This is a genomic window from Pseudomonas sp. IT-P176, assembly GCF_949767245.1.
Taxonomy (GTDB): Bacteria; Pseudomonadota; Gammaproteobacteria; order Pseudomonadales; family Pseudomonadaceae; genus Aquipseudomonas.
In genome coordinates this window covers 210,544-227,428 of record NZ_CATKPN010000046.1, presented here as the reverse complement: position 1 = coordinate 227,428, position 16,885 = coordinate 210,544, and the positions used below count along the sequence as shown (strand labels likewise).

Sequence of the window (16,885 nt, the reverse complement as noted above, 5' to 3'; positions counted from 1 at the left end):
TGGCAGTCCATCGGCTTTGGAGCGAGTATAGTTTTGAAAAGCATGAAACCAATGTGGGAGCGAGCTTGCTCGCGATGACGGTCTGTCAGTCAACGAATATGTCGACTGTCAGACCGTCATCGCGAGCAAGCTCGCTCCCACAGGGTTTTGTATGTGTCTTTAGATGTTCAGCAGCTGCAAGCGCTCGCGAATCGACGCTTCGATTCCCGCCTCATCCAGCCCGCACTCGGCCAGCATTTGCGCCGGTTTGGCGTGTTCGACGTAGCTGTCCGGCAAGCCCAGGTGCAGCATCGACTTGAGGATGTTCTCGCGGGCGAGGAATTCGCTGACCGCACCACCGGCGCCGCCCATGATTGCGTTTTCTTCGATGGTCACCAGCAGCTCGTGGCTGGCGGCAATCTCACGCACCAGCGCTTCATCCAGTGGCTTGACGAAGCGCATGTCGACCACGGTCGCATCCAGGGTCTCGGCGACTTTCAGCGCTTCGGCCAGTTGCACGCCGAACACCAGCAGGGCGACGGTGCTGCCTTGGCGGCGCACCACGCCCTTGCCGATCTCGATCGGCTCCAGGTCTTTGTCGATCGTCGCGTTCGGGCCGTTGCCGCGTGGATACCGGACTGCCGCCGGGCCGTTGTACAGGTGGCCGGTGGTGAGCATCTTGCGCAGTTCGTTCTCGTCGCTTGGGGTCATCACCAGCATCCCGGGGATGCAGCGCAGGAACGACAAGTCGAAGCTGCCGGCGTGGGTCGGACCGTCTTCGCCCACCAGGCCGGCGCGGTCGATGGCGAACAGCACATCGAGGTTCTGCACCGCCACATCGTGCACCAGTTGGTCGTAGCCACGCTGCAGGAAGGTCGAGTAGATCGCCACCACCGGTTTTGCGCCTTCGCAGGCCATGCCGGCGGCAAGGGTTACCGCGTGTTGCTCGGCGATCGCCACGTCGAAATAGCGCAGCGGGAAACGTTCGCTGAACGCCACCAGGTCGGAGCCTTCCTTCATCGCCGGGGTAATCCCCACCAGGCGCGGGTCGGCAGCGGCCATGTCGCACAGCCATTCGCCAAACACTCCGGAATACTTCGGCCCGCTGGCTTTCTTCGGCGCGGCGGCCGGGGCATCCAGGGGTTCGAGCTTGGTGATGGCGTGGTAGCCGATCGGATCGACTTCCGCCGGGGCGAAACCTTTGCCTTTTTTGGTCACCACATGCAGGAACTGCGGCCCCTTGAGGTCACGCATGTTGCGCAGCGTGGCGATCAGGGTCGGCAGGTCGTGGCCGTCGATCGGCCCGATGTAGTTCCAGCCCAGCTCTTCGAACAGGGTGCCGGGGACCAGCATGCCCTTGGCGTACTCTTCGGTGCGGCGGGCGATTTCCCAGGCGCCAGGCAGGCGCGACAGGACCTTTTTGCTGCCCTCGCGCATGCTCGCGTAAGTGCGGCTGGAAAGGATCTTGGCCAGGTAATTGGACAGCCCGCCAACATTGCGCGAGATCGACATGTCGTTGTCGTTGAGGATCACCAGCATGTTGGCATCGACTTCGGGCGCATGGTTCAGCGCCTCGAAGGCCATGCCAGCGGTCAGGGCGCCGTCGCCGATCACCGCGATGGCCTTGCGATCACTGTTCTGCAGGCGGGCGGCAATAGCCATGCCCAGCGCTGCGCTGATCGAGGTGCTGGAGTGGCCGACGCCAAAGGTGTCGTATTCGCTCTCGGAGCGGCGCGGGAAGGCGGCGATCCCGTCTTTCTGGCGCAGGGTGCCCATGCGCTCACGACGACCGGTGAGAATCTTGTGCGGATAAGCCTGATGACCCACGTCCCACACCAGCCGGTCGTCCGGGGTGTCGAACACGTAATGCAGCGCGATGGTCAGCTCGATCACGCCCAGGCCAGCACCAAAATGCCCACCGGTCTGACCGACCGTGTAGAGCAATTCCAGGCGCAACTCATCGGCCAGGGTTTCCAGCTCGGCTTCGCCTAACCGGCGCAAGCCGTCCGGCGTGTTGGCACGGTCGAGCAGGGGCGTGGTCGGGCGCTTGCGGGGAATCTCATGAAACGTCGTGGGCATCAGGCGAATCGTTATAGGTATAAAAGATGCGGCAGTTTACCTGATGCAGCGCACGCTGCCCACGCAGAGCGCGGAACTTGCTGGGCAGCGTGCGCCGGATCAGTTGCGGCGGTCGACGATATAGCGGGCCAGATCGCGCAGCGGCTCGGCCGACGCGTCAAACGGTCGCAGCGCGTGCAGGGCCTGATCGCGCAGTTCCAGGGCATAGGCCTTGGCTGCTTCGAGGCCGAGCAGGGCCGGGTAGGTCGGTTTGTCCCGGGCAATATCGGCGCCCTGGCGTTTGCCCAGGGTCTGGGTATCGCTTTCGACGTCGAGAATGTCGTCCTGCACCTGGAACGCCAGGCCGATGGCCTGGGCATAGGTCTGCAGCGCCTTGAGCTCGCTCTTCTCGGCCCGACCACTGGCCAGGGCACCGAGCTTGACGCTGGCCTCGATCAGCGCGCCGGTCTTGTGCCGATGCATGTATTCCAGGGCTTGCTGGTCGAGCTTGATGCCGACCGAACCGAGGTCGATGGCCTGGCCGCCGACCATACCGGCTGGGCCTGCCGCCAACGCCAGGGCGCTGACCATTTGCAGGCGGATCTCGGCATCGGCGTTATTCAAGCGCGGGTCGAGCAGGGCGCTGAAAGCCAGGCTTTGCAGGCCGTCACCGGCGAGAATCGCGCAGGCTTCATCGAATTTCTTGTGCGTGGTGGGCTGGCCGCGACGCAGGTCGTCGTCGTCCATGGCCGGCAAATCGTCATGCACCAGCGAGTAAGCGTGGATCAATTCAACCGCACAGGCCGCGCCATTGGCTTGCTCAGCCTCGCCGCCCAAGGCCTGGCAGGCGGCGTAAGCCAGTAGCGGGCGCACGCGCTTGCCACCGTTCATCACGCTGTAGCGCATGGCTTCGTACAAGCGCGCGAGCTCCGGGCTCGGCGCGATGAACAGGCTTTCCAACGCGGCGTTGACCCGGGCCTGACTACTGGCCGAATACGCCGCGATCATTCTGGTTGATCCGCGTCGAAAGGCGCCTCGGCCAGTTCGCCATCGCGCTCCAGCAGCACCTGGACCTTCTGCTCGGCCTGTGCCAGTGCGGCCTGGCAATCGCGGGTCAGGCCGATGCCTTGTTCGAAGGCGGTCAGCGAGTCTTCCAGCGACAGCTCGCCGTTCTCCAGACGCTCAACCAGCGTTTGCAGGTCGGCGAGGGATTGTTCGAAATCCAGTGCAGCTTTTTTGCGGGCCATGGCGGCTATCCAGGTGACATTTGAACCGGCGCGACACTAGCAGATAGGGGGGAGGGGGGCAAATGAGGAGACCCGCGGTTCTTGGGCGTGAGCCGAATACGAAGGCTAATCGGCTCATGAATTGAGCCGATTAATTGCGCTATCGGGCTCAGTGCCTAGTTGGCTGACGCTGAATCAGATATTCAGGGCCGCTGCTCTGCTGGCCTTGACCTGACTGAGCGCAGTCAGGACCGACGACTGTGTTTTATGGGGAAACACTCAGTGGTTTTTACTTTCAAGAAAACTCAAGTAGTTAAAGGGAAACGTCCTATCGAGTGGAACTGTTTCCCATGAATGATTTCCGGCTCAATTCACCAGATGGCGAGACCAGCTTTAGCGAAATTACCCATTTGATCGTTAGCGCACGGCAGCGTGCGTTGCAGGCGGTGAATACCGAGTTGATCGAGCTTTATTGGCAGGTTGGCGCGTACATCAGTCGCAAGATCGAAGCGGCCGAGTGGGGAGATGGTGTCGTGGTTCAATTGGCTTCCCATCTTGCGCGAACCCAGCCTGGTTTACGCGGGTTTACCAGGGCGAATCTCTTTCGCATGCGCAGGTTTTACGAGGCATACAGGCACGATGAAATAGTCGCGGCAGTGCTGCGACAATTACCCTGGACGCAAAACCTGATCATCCTCAACCAAAGCGAATGCCCTGAAGAGCGCGTTTTTTACTTGCACATGGCGATACAGGAAAGATGGTCAAGCCGCGAGCTCGAACGCCAAATCAAGGCGGCACTGTTTGAGCGCTCAATCATTAGCCCGGCGAAAATTTCGCCACGGGCAGAGCTGTTACATCCTGATGCTGTAAATGTGTTCAAGGACACCTACATGGTCGAGTTTCTCGACCTTGCGCAAGGACATATCGAGACAGATTTGCATCGTGGTCTGATACATCGGCTCAGGGACTTCCTGATTGAGCTGGGAAGGGACTTTTGCTTTATCGGCTCACAGTATCCCCTGCAGGTCGGAGGCCGTGACTTTGCTCTGGACCTGCTGTTCTTCCATCGGGGGCTGAACTGCCTGGTGGCAATCGAACTCAAGGTCGGGCGCTTCGAGCCCGAATACCTGGGCAAACTGGACTTCTACCTTGAAGCCCTGGATCGCAACGTTCGTAAACCCCACGAGAACCCGGCGTTGGGTGTGCTGTTATGTGCCAGCAAGGATGATGAGGTGGTTGAGTACGCACTCAACCGTTCACTTTCGCCGGCGTTGATTGCGCAGTACCAAACCCAACTGCCAGACAAGCAGTTACTGCAGGCCAAGTTGCATGAGTTTTATGCGCTCAATGATTTGGCTGCAGGCAAGTATTAGCATTTTTGATTGCTTCCTTTTGGGCCTGCCTCAGGTCGGCGTCAACGAGCCCCGCTGCAACTCCTGGGTGGTATCGATAATGAAATTACGCAGCCAGCGGTTGTGCGGGTCGTCGTTGTGTTCCACGTCCCAGACCATGAATACACGAAAGGCCGGGACAAAAATCGGCACCGGGCTGACCGTCAGTCGGGCAATCCGGGCGTAGGACAGCGCCGCAAAGGTCGGCAGGGTGGCGATCACATCGCTGTTGACCAGCGTCGCCAGGGCCCCGGAAAAGTGGGTAAAGGACGCTGAAACCCGACGCGGGATGCCTTCACTTTCCAGCAGGTCATCGACGAAACCACGGCGACCATCGAAGGATACCCGCACATGTTCGTGGCGCAGGTATTCGTCGCGACTGATAGGACTCTGCAGGTTGAGACGTGGTCCGTCATACAGGCAGGAGTAGGACGAAGAGAACAGCACTTGAGAGGAGTAGTGCGAGGTGACTTCCTTGGGCTCGGAACACAAGACCATGTCGATGGCCGGGTCCGCCAGGGCGTTTTTCCACAGTGAGCTGTTGGTCTGGTGAAAGGCGAAACTCACTGACAGGCCGCGGGCCTTGGCCTCGTTGACCAGCCTGGGCGACAGGTAACTTTCGATGTCGTCCGACAGGGCGATGTTGAACACCCGGTTGGATGACTCGGCGGCAAACTGCGGCTGGCGATCGACAATCGCGCTGACGGCTGTCAGCGCTTCCATCACCTTGGGTGCGATCTCCAGTGCCCGAGGTGTCGGCACCATGCCGGTGCCGGTGCGCAGAAACAGTTCGTCGTGAAACTGTTCGCGCAACCGCTTGAGCGAAGAGCTCACCGCCCCTTGAGTCACGTGCAGCACGGCAGCCGTGCGGGTCACGCTGCGCTCGGTCATCAGGCACTGGAAGATGATTAACAGATTGAGGTCGACCCTACTGATATTAGAAATTCTAATCATGGGTATCTCTAGTATTCGTTTGATTAATTTACCTGCGGATTCTTAATCTCAACCCAGGCAAACACAACAACAATCGAGAACCTCAGCATGCAACAGACGATAGCGCGAACGGATCAACCTGAAGGCATAGCGTCATCCAGCGCCGCGGCGGAACTGCGCAAACGTGCAGTGGCCGTCGGTATCGGCAACTTCATGGAGTGGTTCGACTTTGCCATCTACGGCTACTTCGCCGCGGTGATCGGCCAGATCTTCTTCCCATCCACCCAGCCCGGCGTCTCGCTGCTGTCGTCGCTGGCGGTGTTCGCCGTGGGGTTTCTCGCCCGGCCATTGGGCGCCGTGGTGCTGGGGCCGATTGGCGACAAGCTGGGGCGACGCGCGGTGCTGATCATCACGGTGTTCGGCATGGGGCTGGCGACCACGCTGATCGGCCTGCTGCCGGACTACGCGAGCATCGGCATTGCCGCGCCGATATTGCTGGTGGCCCTGCGCTTCTTGCAGGGAATGATGGTCGGAGGTGAGTGGTCCAGCGCCGGGATCTACATCGTCGAAAGTGCCCCGGCCAATCGCCGCGCCACCGCTGCCAGCGTGATTACCGGTACGGCCGGCGCAGCATTTCTTTGCGGTACGGCGATTGCGGCGATCATCACCAGTTCAATGTCCGAGGAGGCAGTGGCTCAGTGGGGATGGCGAGTACCGTTCGTTGCCTCCATCGTCATGGCGGGCGTGGCCATGTACATCCGCCGCAAACTGGGTGACACCCCGGTCTACGAGGAGCTTGAACGCAAGCGGGCCAACAACACCCTGGAAACCGTATCCAGCCGGGCCAAATGGCGCGCGTTCGTGATTTCCTTCGCATTCTCTGCCTTGTTCGGCGTGTCGCTGTACTACTTCATCACCTACGCCAACACCCACCTGACGCAAACCGTCGGCCTGAGCAAATCCACGGCCCTGTGGCTGTGCAGCCTGACCCTGGTGATCTACACCTTGCTCAACCCGATTGTCGGGCGCCTCAGCGATCGTTTTGGTCGTCGTCCGTTTGTCCTCGGCGCTGCATTCGGCCTGACCGTGCTGGCCTACCCGGTGTTTCTGTTGATGAACACCGGCCACTACGGGGCAATCCTCCTGGGATTGCTGATCATGGCGCTGCTGGTGGCGATCACTGCGGTGATGGACGTGGTGTTGCTGGTGGAAGTGTTCCCAGCGTCGATCCGCTCCACCGGCGCCGCAGTCGGGCACAACGTGGCGTTGGCCCTGCTGGCTGGCCCGGGCCCGTTCATTGCCGTGGCACTGATCCAGGCCACCCACAACCCGAACATTCCTGCCGTGTACCTGGCCGCCGTGTCACTGGCCTGCTTCATCGTGCTCTGGTTCCTGCTGCCGGAAACCAAGGACCGCGACATCACTCGTGGTTAATCCCCATCTTCTTCTGACACAAGGCAAGGCTCATGTTTAAAGCAGCTGTAGTGCAAGCGTCTTCCATTCCGTTCGAGCCGCAACTGAGCGCCGAAAAAGCGGCCGGCCTGATCCGCCAGGCCGCCGCCCAGGGCGCCACGCTTGCGGTGTTCCCCGAGGCCTTCCTCGGCGGCTACCCCAAGGGCGCCGCCTTCGGTACCGTCATCGGCAGCCGCAATGCCACCGGCCGCGCGCACTTCGAGCGCTACATGGACGGCGCAGTCACCCTCGACGGCCCGGAACTGGCCCGTCTCAGCGAAGTGGCGAATGAAACCGGCCTGCATGTGGTCATGGGCATCATCGAGCGCCTGGGCCGCACGTTGTATTGCACCGCCGTGACCCTGGCCCCGGGCCAAGGCATTGCCGGGTATCACCGCAAACTGATGCCGACCGGCCAGGAGCGGATCATCTGGGGCTTCGGCGATGGCTCGACCATCGCCCCGGTGGACACCCCCTTCGGCCGCCTGGGCAGCGTCATCTGCTGGGAAAACTACATGCCCGCCCTGCGCCAGGCCATGTACGCCCAAGGCACCGAAATCTACTGCGCGCCCACCGCCGACGACCGCCCAACCTGGGCCTCATCGATGGTGCACATCGCCCTCGAAGGCCGGGTCCACGTCCTGTCCGCCTGCCAGGCCATCACCCTGGGCGAATACCCGGCCAGCTACCGCGAAGACTTCAACCTCCAGGCCCAGGACGCCGACTACATCATGCACGGCGGCAGCATGATCGTCAGCCCGACCGGCGAAGTGCTGGCAGGGCCAGTGTTTGACCAGGAAACCATCCTGTATGCGGACATCGATTTGTCCATTGGCCGGGCCAGTAATCTTGATTTTGATGTGTGCGGGCACTATTCGCGGCCGGAGGTGTTTCAGTTGAAGGTGAATACAGCGCCGATGCAGGCGGTGGTGTTTGGGGAGGGGTGATTTGTGAAGAGAGGGGGGTAACGGGCATTAAAAAGCCGGCTTGTGGTTAGCTTTTTATTTAGTTAAGTAATTGAAAATTAGTAAATTATAGTTTCTATAAAACCTATTGTTCCCCCATTTGTTCCTCCACTTTTTGACGATTTCTTTTGATTTTTTTCCGGTAAAGACCGGCTTTTTGGTCGGTTTTTTTTGTTTGGTTGTTGCCCGAATTGAGCTTTTATCGGGCATCGAGAAAACGGTTGAGGAGGTCGAATTGAGAGACGTACTTTCGTGCTTAACTCGAGTTTTGCATTCCGCCTCTGACGGAGCCGCAACATCAAGTGTTTGGAAGTGAGAATCATCCTTATGCCGGGGTTTTCCTATAAGTGTAGGGGGATTTACTGACCAATCGTCGAGGAGACGGGGATTTGTGCGGCGTGAAGGCGCTTTGCCTTTACCTTGCTCCGAGTGCTGGATATTGTGACATCCATCAAACTCCAGGCAGACCGCTGTTTCCCAAGGATGGCATCTTGAGCGCACCGAGAAATCGGCAGCGCCCCTACAAAGCCTCTCTTGTTATCGCGGCCAGCTGAAGCTGAGCATCGGTTTACCGTGCCCAGAAAAAACTTATTAGGCAGTTGCCCCAAAAAATTAGCGGTGATCGACGTGAACTCAGGCCCTGAATCATTGGCTGTCCAACGGTATGAACTTGTTCTGCAATGGATACTGGAACTGGTCCCCGCAGACGGGACGGCCGTTGGCAACAAGTCACTCAGGGACCGGATCGATCGGCGAGCTGAGCTTCAGAATTTTGCTGTCTCTGAGGAAGAGTATTGGAGTCTTCGCGACGAGCTCATTACCAAGGGACTGCTCAATAAAGGTAGCGGCCGGGGAGGGTCGGTTTATCGGTTCGATACCGAGTCCAAGGGTCATTCAAAGTCCATTGATCCAGCGCCTCTTACCGATTGGGATGACCTTGATACGCCCCCAAGCGAGATACCGGAAAGCCTGGAGAAGCTGAGAAGCAGGCTTCTCGACCTCAGCGCTCGCAATCGGCTGCTGAACTTTTCACATGCGCGCTCCAAACGTTTCGTAAGGATTATTGATGAGTTGCCGGATCACCTGTTCGATACCTTGGCAGATGAAAAATCCATGCGATTTGCTGCTGTTCCTGAACCAACGGAAAGGCAGCTACTTACCCACGGCTTTTTGAAGCTGGACGAAAAGACAGGCGCAGTTGTTGAGTTAAAGAAACAGCCTACGGCAGAAGTCTGGGCGCAGATCCTCGGTATAGCGACCAGCTATGAGCTACCACTGCCCCCTGAAACCGGGCAAACAGGTAAGCATTCTGACGACGCTATTCAGACGCTTTATTACCCCGTGGAGATGGAGTCGCGGCTACAGATTCTGTATACCCAGTCGCGATCGGCACTCGAGGAAACGGGTGCGAACATTCTTTATCTTGCGCTCGGGTTCCTGGAGTGGGATGACTCAGTCGCAGGTAAAGACAGCACCCGCCTAGCGCCACTGATGCTGGTGCCAGTGAATCTGGAGAAAGGCAAACTCAATCCTCAAACCGCGACGTTCGAATACCGCGTACATCCTACTGGCGAAGACATTCTTACCAACCTTTCATTACGGGAAAAGCTTCGCGTCGATTTTGGTATCGCGCTACCGCGGATAACCGACGACAGCACGCCCGAGGAATACTTCGAGCGCATTGTTGAAACGGTGCTGAAGGTTAAACCTGACTGGAAGGTTCATCGTTACGCATCGCTTGGCTTGTTCGAGTTTGGCAAGTTGATGATGTATCTCGACCTTGATCCAGGTCGTTGGAAAGACCAATCATTGCTGGATCACGGCCTGGTTAAACGGCTTACAGGGATGGACGGTTTACCGGCCGATTCGACAGGAAAGCAAGGCGCATTTTGCGTTGAGCATTCAATAGACGACATTGAGCAGATTCACCTGCAGTTTCCTCTAATTGATGACGCTGACAGCTCTCAGCACAGTGCATTGATAGACGTGATTCGCGGGGATGATCTTGTGATCGAGGGGCCTCCCGGTACAGGGAAGTCTCAGACCATCACAAACATGATTGCGGCGGCATTGGCCCAAGGCAAAAAAGTGTTGTTCGTTGCGGAGAAGCGTGCAGCGCTTGAGGTGGTCAAAACTCGGCTGACAAGGGCAGGGTTAGGCGATTTTTGTCTGGAATTGCATAGTCATAAGAGTCAAAAGAGCGCTGTTATCGACAGCATCCGGCAACGGATTCAGAAAAGCGGTGGCTATCGCTCGCCCAAGCAGCTGACGGATCTGATTTCCAACTATGAGCGATTGAAGCAGCAGCTCAACAAGCACGTACATCACCTCCATGCTCAGTTCGAGGAATCGGGGATGAGTGTTCATGAGGTGCTAATGCAGGCAACGCGTTTGCGTGAGGCGTTGTCGATTAAACCTTCCGATTTGCACCCGCAGTCGGAGGCGCGGATCGATAAAATGCATTTGCGAGAGCAGGCCGGCTTTTATGCACACATCTATCGAAAGACGGCTGAGGAAGCTGGCCAAGCGGGCAAGCTTGAAACGCATCCGTGGTTTGGCAGCACAAAAACGCGGGTGACTGGTGCTGAGCGCTCTGCACTTCTAGAAAATCTCTCCCTGGCTCAGCAGGCGCTGAATCGTCTAGCGACTATTCGTCCTCAATTAGCACAACAGCTACAGGTAGCTGTACTGGAAACCTACAGCCCAGATCAGTTGCGAGATTTAGCCGCTTCAATTCCGGTACTTGCATTACCTAAAGGTGATGAGGATTGGGATCTGTTAGGACGACTGGATATCGAGTCCTGCGAGGCATTGAAGCTTTGGCTGCAAGGTATGGACTCCTTGTTGGACGAGCAGGGTGTGCTAGCTCGATCGTTGCGCGCTGATGTTATTGGTTCTGGGCAGGCGATAGTTTCTATCAAAAAAGCCTGCGCGGCCATACGTCTGCATAACGGTGATGAGACCCTGTCACTTAATGTCTTGCTGGATGTGATTGAAGAGGCTGAGGAGCTACTGGAGCTGGCTCCACGCATTCAAAGGCTGATTCAGTTATTGGCGGAAGGGGCTGCAGTTCAAGGCTTGCGAAGCGATTTTATCGGCATTGAACAAGTGGTGCTCTTTCTACAAATGCTCGCGGCGATGCCTGAGGATTTGGCACCTCTTCGCCATAAACGCTTCGAAGACGAGAGCTTGGACGGATTGCTCGTAGAGTTGGACAGTGACATCCCACTCATTAAGCAGTTGCAGGAGCAGGCTGCGAGTCATTTCACGCTGGATCGATTGCCTAGTCATACGCGACTGGAAGATTTGAGTCGGGTTCTGGCGGATAAATCACTTTTCCGCTGGTTCAAGGGACAATGGCGCTCTGCTAAAGCCGAAATCTTGGCCATGGCGCGACCAGGGCTCAAGCTGAACCAGCTTCTGGTGGTCTTGCCTGATGTCATTGCCTATTTGAAAAAACACAGTCAACTGAATGAAAATAAAGTGTTTACCGAAAAGCTGGGTGAACATTTCCAAGGGCTTGATACTCCGATCGACGCACTCAAGCGTTTGCGGGGCTGGTACAAGCTCTTGCGGACAGAATGCGGACGTGGATTCGGTGCAAAGGTATGGGTTGCGGAATACCTGCTTAAGGTCGATCAGCAGCTATTGGCCGGTGTTTCGGGCGATAGCGCGGACCTCGAACCCTATCTGATGGATGTCCTGGAGCATCGTCTTGACCTGGAAGAACTGTTGCCTTTTGACAGTCATGATTTGCGTTCGGAAGATTTACTTGCTCCACAGGGACTGTATGTTCGCCTTATCCAAGATATCGGAATCCCTCTACGCTCTTTATTACCCGTAGTCAGCGAAGAGAAGCCCACGATGGGGCAACTGCTGCAGTTGATTCAGGCCGTGGAGAGCTGGCAGACCCGCTCGGCGGCACTGCAAAGCGACGCAGTGCTACAAACCTGCTTGTTAGGTGAAGAGCTCCCTCGGATAGACAACCTTTCAGCGGCCCGACCTCGCTTGACGACCTGGCGGCATACGGTTGCCTTCGTTCAGCCTATTTTGGCGTTGCCGATTCGGGATATTCTCGTTCCGCAGTTGACCGCGTGCACACCAAAGGAAGCTGAGGAGCTGATACTCCATTGGCATCAACAAGGTACAGCGCTCGCGCAAGCCGTAGATATCTGGGAGCAGGCACTGGAAGATTTTTTCCAAAGCGCTGCGGTTATTGCTGGTCAGTGGTGGCAGTCCATTGAGAGCGCAGATTTCGAACCCATGGCCAGTCGTCTGGCCTGGGCCGTTCAGAACCCCGATCTACTCGACCATTGGTTCGAGTACCGCCGTTTGCGTTTGCACCTGGTCGAGTTGGGGTTCGAGACAGTCGTCGAAGGAATCGAAACGCAAAGATTGGCGTCTGAGCGCTGCATCGATGCCTGTCTGCTCGGGCTTCTTGACAGCTGGGCATTGAAAATTCTTGAGCTTGATCCCGCGCTGGGTCAGTTTTCGGGCAAGGAACAGGAGGCCATCCGCGCTCGGTTTGCTGATATCGATGAGCAGCTCAAGTATCTTCAACGTGAACAAGTTTCGTCACGTATCAGTCAGAACAAAATTCCTGTCGGAAATAGTCAAGGTGCGGTCAGAGACTTTACGCAATTGGCCTTGCTGCAGCGCGAGGCTGAGAAAAAGACACGGCATGTCCCGATCCGTAGCCTGATGAACCGTGCAGCTGAAGCGCTGCAAGGCCTCAAACCCTGCTTCATGATGTCGCCAATGGCTGTCGCTCAATACTTGCCGGCAGGGCACGTCGAGTTCGATTTGGTCGTAATGGATGAAGCATCCCAAATGCGCCCGGAGGAAGCATTGGGTAGCATCGCCCGAGGTAAACAGCTAGTAGTCGTGGGTGACCCGAAACAGCTGCCACCGACGAACTTCTTTTCCCGCAATGGTGGCGATTCGGATACGGATGAAACAGATGCATCATTGGCCGAGGACTCGGAAAGCATTTTGGAAGCAGCCATGCCGCTGTTCAAGCTGCGACGTCTACGTTGGCACTACCGTTCCCGTCACGAGAGCCTGATTGCTTTCTCCAACAAAGCCTTCTATGAAAGCAATTTGGTGGTGTACCCATCACCGCACCGTGAATCAACCGAATTTGGCGTCAAGTTTGTCAGAGTGCCTCGCGGGCGTTTTGTCGAGCAACGCAATATCGAAGAGGCCGAGGTTGTCGCCAAAGCCATCGAGCACCACGTTATTCACCGCCCTGATGAGTCGCTAGGTGTGGTGGCCATGAACGTCAAACAGGCTGATCAAATCGAGCGGATGCTTGAGCATCTGGCCAAACAAAGCCCGCAACTGCAAGTCGCATTGGACCGTAATCAAAGTCAGGATGAGCCACTGTTTATCAAGAACCTGGAAAACGTCCAGGGTGATGAGCGAGATGTTATTTACATCTCCGGCACCTACGGCCCTATGGAGGTAGGCGGTACCGTCCCTCAGCGTTTTGGCCCGATTAACGGTGCCAGCGGATGGCGACGTTTGAACGTGCTGTATACCCGCTCCAAGAAGCGCATGCAGGTGTTCTCCTCGTTTAGCTCGACCGATGTAGTGGTGACCGGTACTTCCAGCAGAGGCGTGCAGGCACTGCGTGATTTTCTGCATTTCGCTGAGTCCGGCCGCATGCCGCACATCAAAGAGTCTGAACGTGCTCCCGACAGTGATTTCGAAGTGGCTGTCATTGAGGTGCTGTCTCGTCATGGCTATCAATGCGAGCCCCAGGTTGGTGTTGCTGGTTTCTTCATTGATCTGGCGGTACGTGATCCAGGGCAGCCCGGTCGCTACCTGATGGGGATTGAATGCGACGGTGCGGCATATCATTCGGCCAAGTCAGCGCGTGACCGTGATCGTCTGCGTCAGAGCGTGTTGGAGCAATTGGGCTGGAATATTCGCCGCATTTGGTCGGTGGACTGGTTCCGTAATGCCCGTGTGCAAATCGAACCCATCCTTCAGGAGCTTGCGCGGTTGCGAACCGAGCCAGCTGTAGAGGTCGAGGGGGGGAGTACAGAATCTGAAGAGGTTTCCATCCAGCAAGTGGCAGATGAGCAGAGCGAGCACGCTGAGCGTATTACTCTTGAGGGTAACTACAGCCTGCGAGAGAAGTTGGTCTGGCTTGAAGAGAATGTGATCCGGCCGAATTTGCCAGAGGTTCCTGTTAACCAGCGGCTATTGAGGCCAGCTATGTTGGAAGCATTGCTTGAGTTTCTTCCTGCAGACCGTATCGAATTTCAGCAGATGATTCCTGGGTATTTGCGTAATGGTACTCATGGTGCGGAAGGGCGGTATATCGACGATGTATTGCTTTTGATTGGCGAGCAGTGAGTCAGCGCCTAACAGTGGATGTTCAAGCTGTATCAAGGAATGTTAATGGGATTCTATATTCGTAAGAGCGTCAGAGTAGGGCTGTTTCGTTTCAATCTGTCCCAGCAGGGTGTGGGCGTTTCGGTGGGATTGAAAGGCCTACGCATCGGGACCGGACCTCGAGGCAATTACGTTCATATGGGGCGGGGAGGCCTGTACTACCGGGCTACCGTACCAAGGACCAACGATAAGCCGCCTTTTTTGCCTCACGTTGAAACTACGGTGTTACCTGAGGGCACTCACGCCCCTTTAGTCGAGATCGAGTCCACGGATGCTTCGCAAATCGTGGATTCATCCTCACGTGATTTGCTCGATGAAATGAATTCGAAGCAGGCAAAATGGCGGCTTTGGCCATGGGTTGGTGTCCTAGGAATCCTCGTAGTATTTCTTGGCCTGCGTAATGGTTGGCCCATTGGGACTATGTGGGGTGCGCTTATCCTCGGTTCAGTCCTAACAATTGCCTCAGCAGTACGCGATACGATGGCTAAGACGGTTGTACTGTTTTACGATTTTGACGCCGAGATGGAAGAAGCTTACGAAGCACTGCACAGCAGTGGCCAGCAGGTTTCGGCAGCAGATGCGGCCTGGCATATCGAGGCCGAAGGCGCCGTTCATGATCGTAAGTATCACGCTGGTGCGAGCAATCTTGTACGTCGGAAAAAAACGACTATTGCTCGGTCTTCACCACCTTATGTAAAAACCAATATAGAAACCATCTCCATGGTTGTTGGGCGCCAAACGCTGCATTTCTTCCCTGATCGTGTATTGATTTATGACGAGAAAAGTGTGGGCGCGGTTAGCTATCGAGAGCTGCAGTTGCAGGTCAATGCGAAGCGGTTTATTGAAAGTGCTTCGCTTCCCAGAGATGCCACGGTAGTCGACAGGACGTGGCAATTTGTTAACAAGAAGGGCGGCCCTGATCGTAGATTCAAAAACAATCGTGAACTCCCTGTTTGTCTTTACGATGAATTGAAGTTGTCTAGCACCACGGGTCTGAATGAGGTCGTACAAATCTCGCGAAATGGTGTGGGAGAGGTTTTTGCCAAGGCGATTCTCGACCTTGCACGGATTATGCCTTCTGAGCGAGTAAGCTGAGGCAACCTAGTTCCTCGTATTCGTACCCGAGTTTCACGCATGTATGGAATGTTGATTTGGTCAGTAGCTCGCTAACTAATTCAGCATCTACCAGCGATTTTTGCGTGGTCGGAGTTTCGACGGCGAAATCCAGTTCTATCATAAAAAATTTCATCAAGGACTCACAGCTTGCCTATCAAAACGGACGTCTGGACCGTCGGCCTTACACCCAATAAGCTTCGCCAAAGCCGATTGGCCAGTGAGCAGCTACTGGAAGAAATGATCATCAGCTCCCCAAGCATTCTCTCGGATGAGTGGATGCTGATAGGTAGGCAAGAAAGCACTGGTATGGGGGGGCGCATTGATCTATTGGCCATTGCTCCTGATGGAAATCTGGTACTAATTGAGCTCAAACGAGACCGCACGCCCCGTGAAGTCGTTGCTCAGACCCTCGATTACGCCGTGTGGGTCGAGAGTCTGCGTGAGAACGAAATCGCGGCGATTTACCAACGGTTCCGCCCCGGAAGCAGCTTGTATGCAGATTTTCTAGCGCGCTTTGGTCGTGTGCTAGACGACGATGATTTGAATAAAAGCCACCAACTGATCATCGTCGCCACGGAGTTGGATGTCAGCAGCGAGCGAATCGTTGAGTACCTCAGCAAGCGAGATATTCCGATCAACGTGCTCTGTTTTCAAATTTTCCAGGTGGGCGATCAACAGCTACTGAGTCGATCCTGGTTACTCGATCCTGTTCAGACTCAAGTCAACGCCGCGTCGACGAGCGAAGGGCATAGCGAGCCTTGGAACGGCGAGTTCTACTGTTCCTTCGGCGATTCTGCCTCGCGCTCATGGGCCGATGCTGTGGAGTTCGGTTTTATTTCCGGCGGTGGAGGCGCGTGGTACAGCAAGACCCTGCAGCTCCTGTCTCCGGGAGATCGGATCTGGGTAAACATTCCGCAGCAAGGCTATGTCGGCGTAGGACGCGTTGTTGGCACGTCCACACCTGCGAACGAGTTCACAGTGATGCAAGACGGCGAGGAGCGGCCGGTGCTAGAGGTCGCAACGCGCGCCAACTATCATGCAGAATTTGCTGACGATCCGGAGCGCTGCGACTATTTTGTTCCGATCCAATGGCTGCAAAGCGTGCCGGTGAGCCAGGCAGTACGAGAGATTGGGATGTTTGGGAATCAGAATACGGTTTGCCGTCCGACTACGCCGAAGTGGCGGTGGACGATTGAGCGATTAAAGCAGCGATTTCCGCGTTTCGATGAAGTGGCAGCTACTGAGGTCGCGAGCGTTCCTGGCAGTTGATAAATTGGGCAGCAGCCTGCTGCCCAATTACTTGTTCAGTAGCACCTACAGTCAGTATCTCTTTTCTAGTCTGGAGAAAGTCCCACCTGCGGTG

At 56.4% G+C, this 16,885-nt stretch carries 10 protein-coding genes; 6 read left to right on the top strand and 4 right to left on the bottom strand.

From position 1 onward, the window contains the following. Nucleotides 1-159 precede the first annotated feature (159 nt). From dxs to ACM6IP_RS13655, 3 genes are all read right to left on the bottom strand, one after another. On the bottom strand, nt 160-2,058 hold the full coding sequence (gene dxs, locus ACM6IP_RS13665) for a 1-deoxy-D-xylulose-5-phosphate synthase (protein WP_414861660.1): 1,899 nt from the start codon (nt 2,056-2,058) through the stop codon (nt 160-162). A gap of 99 nt (nt 2,059-2,157) precedes the next feature. Further along, nucleotides 2,158-3,045 carry a (2E,6E)-farnesyl diphosphate synthase gene (gene ispA, locus ACM6IP_RS13660; protein WP_414861659.1) on the bottom strand — a complete coding sequence of 296 codons (888 nt, stop codon included), beginning with the start codon at nt 3,043-3,045 and terminating at the stop codon, nt 2,158-2,160. After that, nucleotides 3,042-3,284 carry an exodeoxyribonuclease VII small subunit gene (locus ACM6IP_RS13655; protein ID WP_095166242.1) on the bottom strand — a complete coding sequence of 81 codons (243 nt, stop codon included), beginning with the start codon at nt 3,282-3,284 and terminating at the stop codon, nt 3,042-3,044. The genes ispA and ACM6IP_RS13655 overlap by 4 nt, the downstream gene beginning before the upstream one ends. 329 nt (nt 3,285-3,613) lie before the next feature. On the opposite strand from ACM6IP_RS13655, the gene ACM6IP_RS13650 reads away from it, so the two are divergent. Continuing rightward, nucleotides 3,614-4,636 (top strand): PDDEXK nuclease domain-containing protein, encoded by a 1,023-nt coding sequence (locus ACM6IP_RS13650; RefSeq protein WP_414861658.1) that lies wholly within the window; start codon nt 3,614-3,616, stop codon nt 4,634-4,636. 30 nt (nt 4,637-4,666) lie between these two features. Here ACM6IP_RS13650 and ACM6IP_RS13645 read toward each other — a convergent pair whose 3' ends face one another. Further along, nucleotides 4,667-5,608 (bottom strand): LysR family transcriptional regulator, encoded by a 942-nt coding sequence (locus ACM6IP_RS13645; protein ID WP_401130505.1) that lies wholly within the window; start codon nt 5,606-5,608, stop codon nt 4,667-4,669. Nucleotides 5,609-5,695: 87 nt separating this feature from the next. Between ACM6IP_RS13645 and ACM6IP_RS13640 the strand changes: the two genes are divergently transcribed. The 5 genes from ACM6IP_RS13640 (at nt 5,696) to ACM6IP_RS13620 (ending at nt 16,791) form a co-directional block, all read left to right on the top strand. Continuing rightward, nucleotides 5,696-7,021, top strand: a complete 1,326-nt coding sequence (locus ACM6IP_RS13640; RefSeq protein ID WP_414861657.1) for an MFS transporter — start codon at nt 5,696-5,698, stop codon at nt 7,019-7,021. A gap of 32 nt (nt 7,022-7,053) precedes the next feature. Next, nucleotides 7,054-7,986 carry a carbon-nitrogen hydrolase family protein gene (locus ACM6IP_RS13635; protein ID WP_159998143.1) on the top strand — a complete coding sequence of 311 codons (933 nt, stop codon included), beginning with the start codon at nt 7,054-7,056 and terminating at the stop codon, nt 7,984-7,986. A 636-nt stretch (nt 7,987-8,622) separates the two neighbouring features. Next, a complete protein-coding gene (gene hhe / locus ACM6IP_RS13630; RefSeq protein WP_407693847.1) occupies nt 8,623-14,367 on the top strand; it encodes a DUF4011 domain-containing anti-phage protein Hhe in 5,745 nt (1,914 codons plus the stop codon). 45 nt (nt 14,368-14,412) lie between these two features. After that, the gene (locus ACM6IP_RS13625) at nt 14,413-15,501 is read left to right on the top strand and encodes a DUF4236 domain-containing protein (RefSeq protein ID WP_407693846.1); all 1,089 of its coding nucleotides are present in this window, start codon (nt 14,413-14,415) and stop codon (nt 15,499-15,501) included. Nucleotides 15,502-15,669: 168 nt separating this feature from the next. Beyond that, the gene (locus ACM6IP_RS13620; RefSeq protein WP_407693845.1) at nt 15,670-16,791 is read left to right on the top strand and encodes an endonuclease NucS domain-containing protein; all 1,122 of its coding nucleotides are present in this window, start codon (nt 15,670-15,672) and stop codon (nt 16,789-16,791) included. Nucleotides 16,792-16,885: the final 94 nt, after the last annotated feature.

Bases quoted from the DNA above. Each gene is read 5' to 3' on its own strand.
- dxs (WP_414861660.1), bottom strand. From the start codon at position 2,058: ATGCCCACGACGTTTCATGAGATTCCCCGCAAGCGCCCGACCACGCCC.
- ispA (WP_414861659.1), bottom strand. From the start codon at position 3,045: ATGATCGCGGCGTATTCGGCCAGTAGTCAGGCCCGGGTCAACGCCGCG.
- ACM6IP_RS13655 (WP_095166242.1), bottom strand. From the start codon at position 3,284: ATGGCCCGCAAAAAAGCTGCACTGGATTTCGAACAATCCCTCGCCGAC.
- ACM6IP_RS13650 (WP_414861658.1), top strand. From the start codon at position 3,614: ATGAATGATTTCCGGCTCAATTCACCAGATGGCGAGACCAGCTTTAGC.
- ACM6IP_RS13645 (WP_401130505.1), bottom strand. From the start codon at position 5,608: ATGATTAGAATTTCTAATATCAGTAGGGTCGACCTCAATCTGTTAATC.
- ACM6IP_RS13640 (WP_414861657.1), top strand. From the start codon at position 5,696: ATGCAACAGACGATAGCGCGAACGGATCAACCTGAAGGCATAGCGTCA.
- ACM6IP_RS13635 (WP_159998143.1), top strand. From the start codon at position 7,054: ATGTTTAAAGCAGCTGTAGTGCAAGCGTCTTCCATTCCGTTCGAGCCG.
- ACM6IP_RS13625 (WP_407693846.1), top strand. From the start codon at position 14,413: ATGGGATTCTATATTCGTAAGAGCGTCAGAGTAGGGCTGTTTCGTTTC.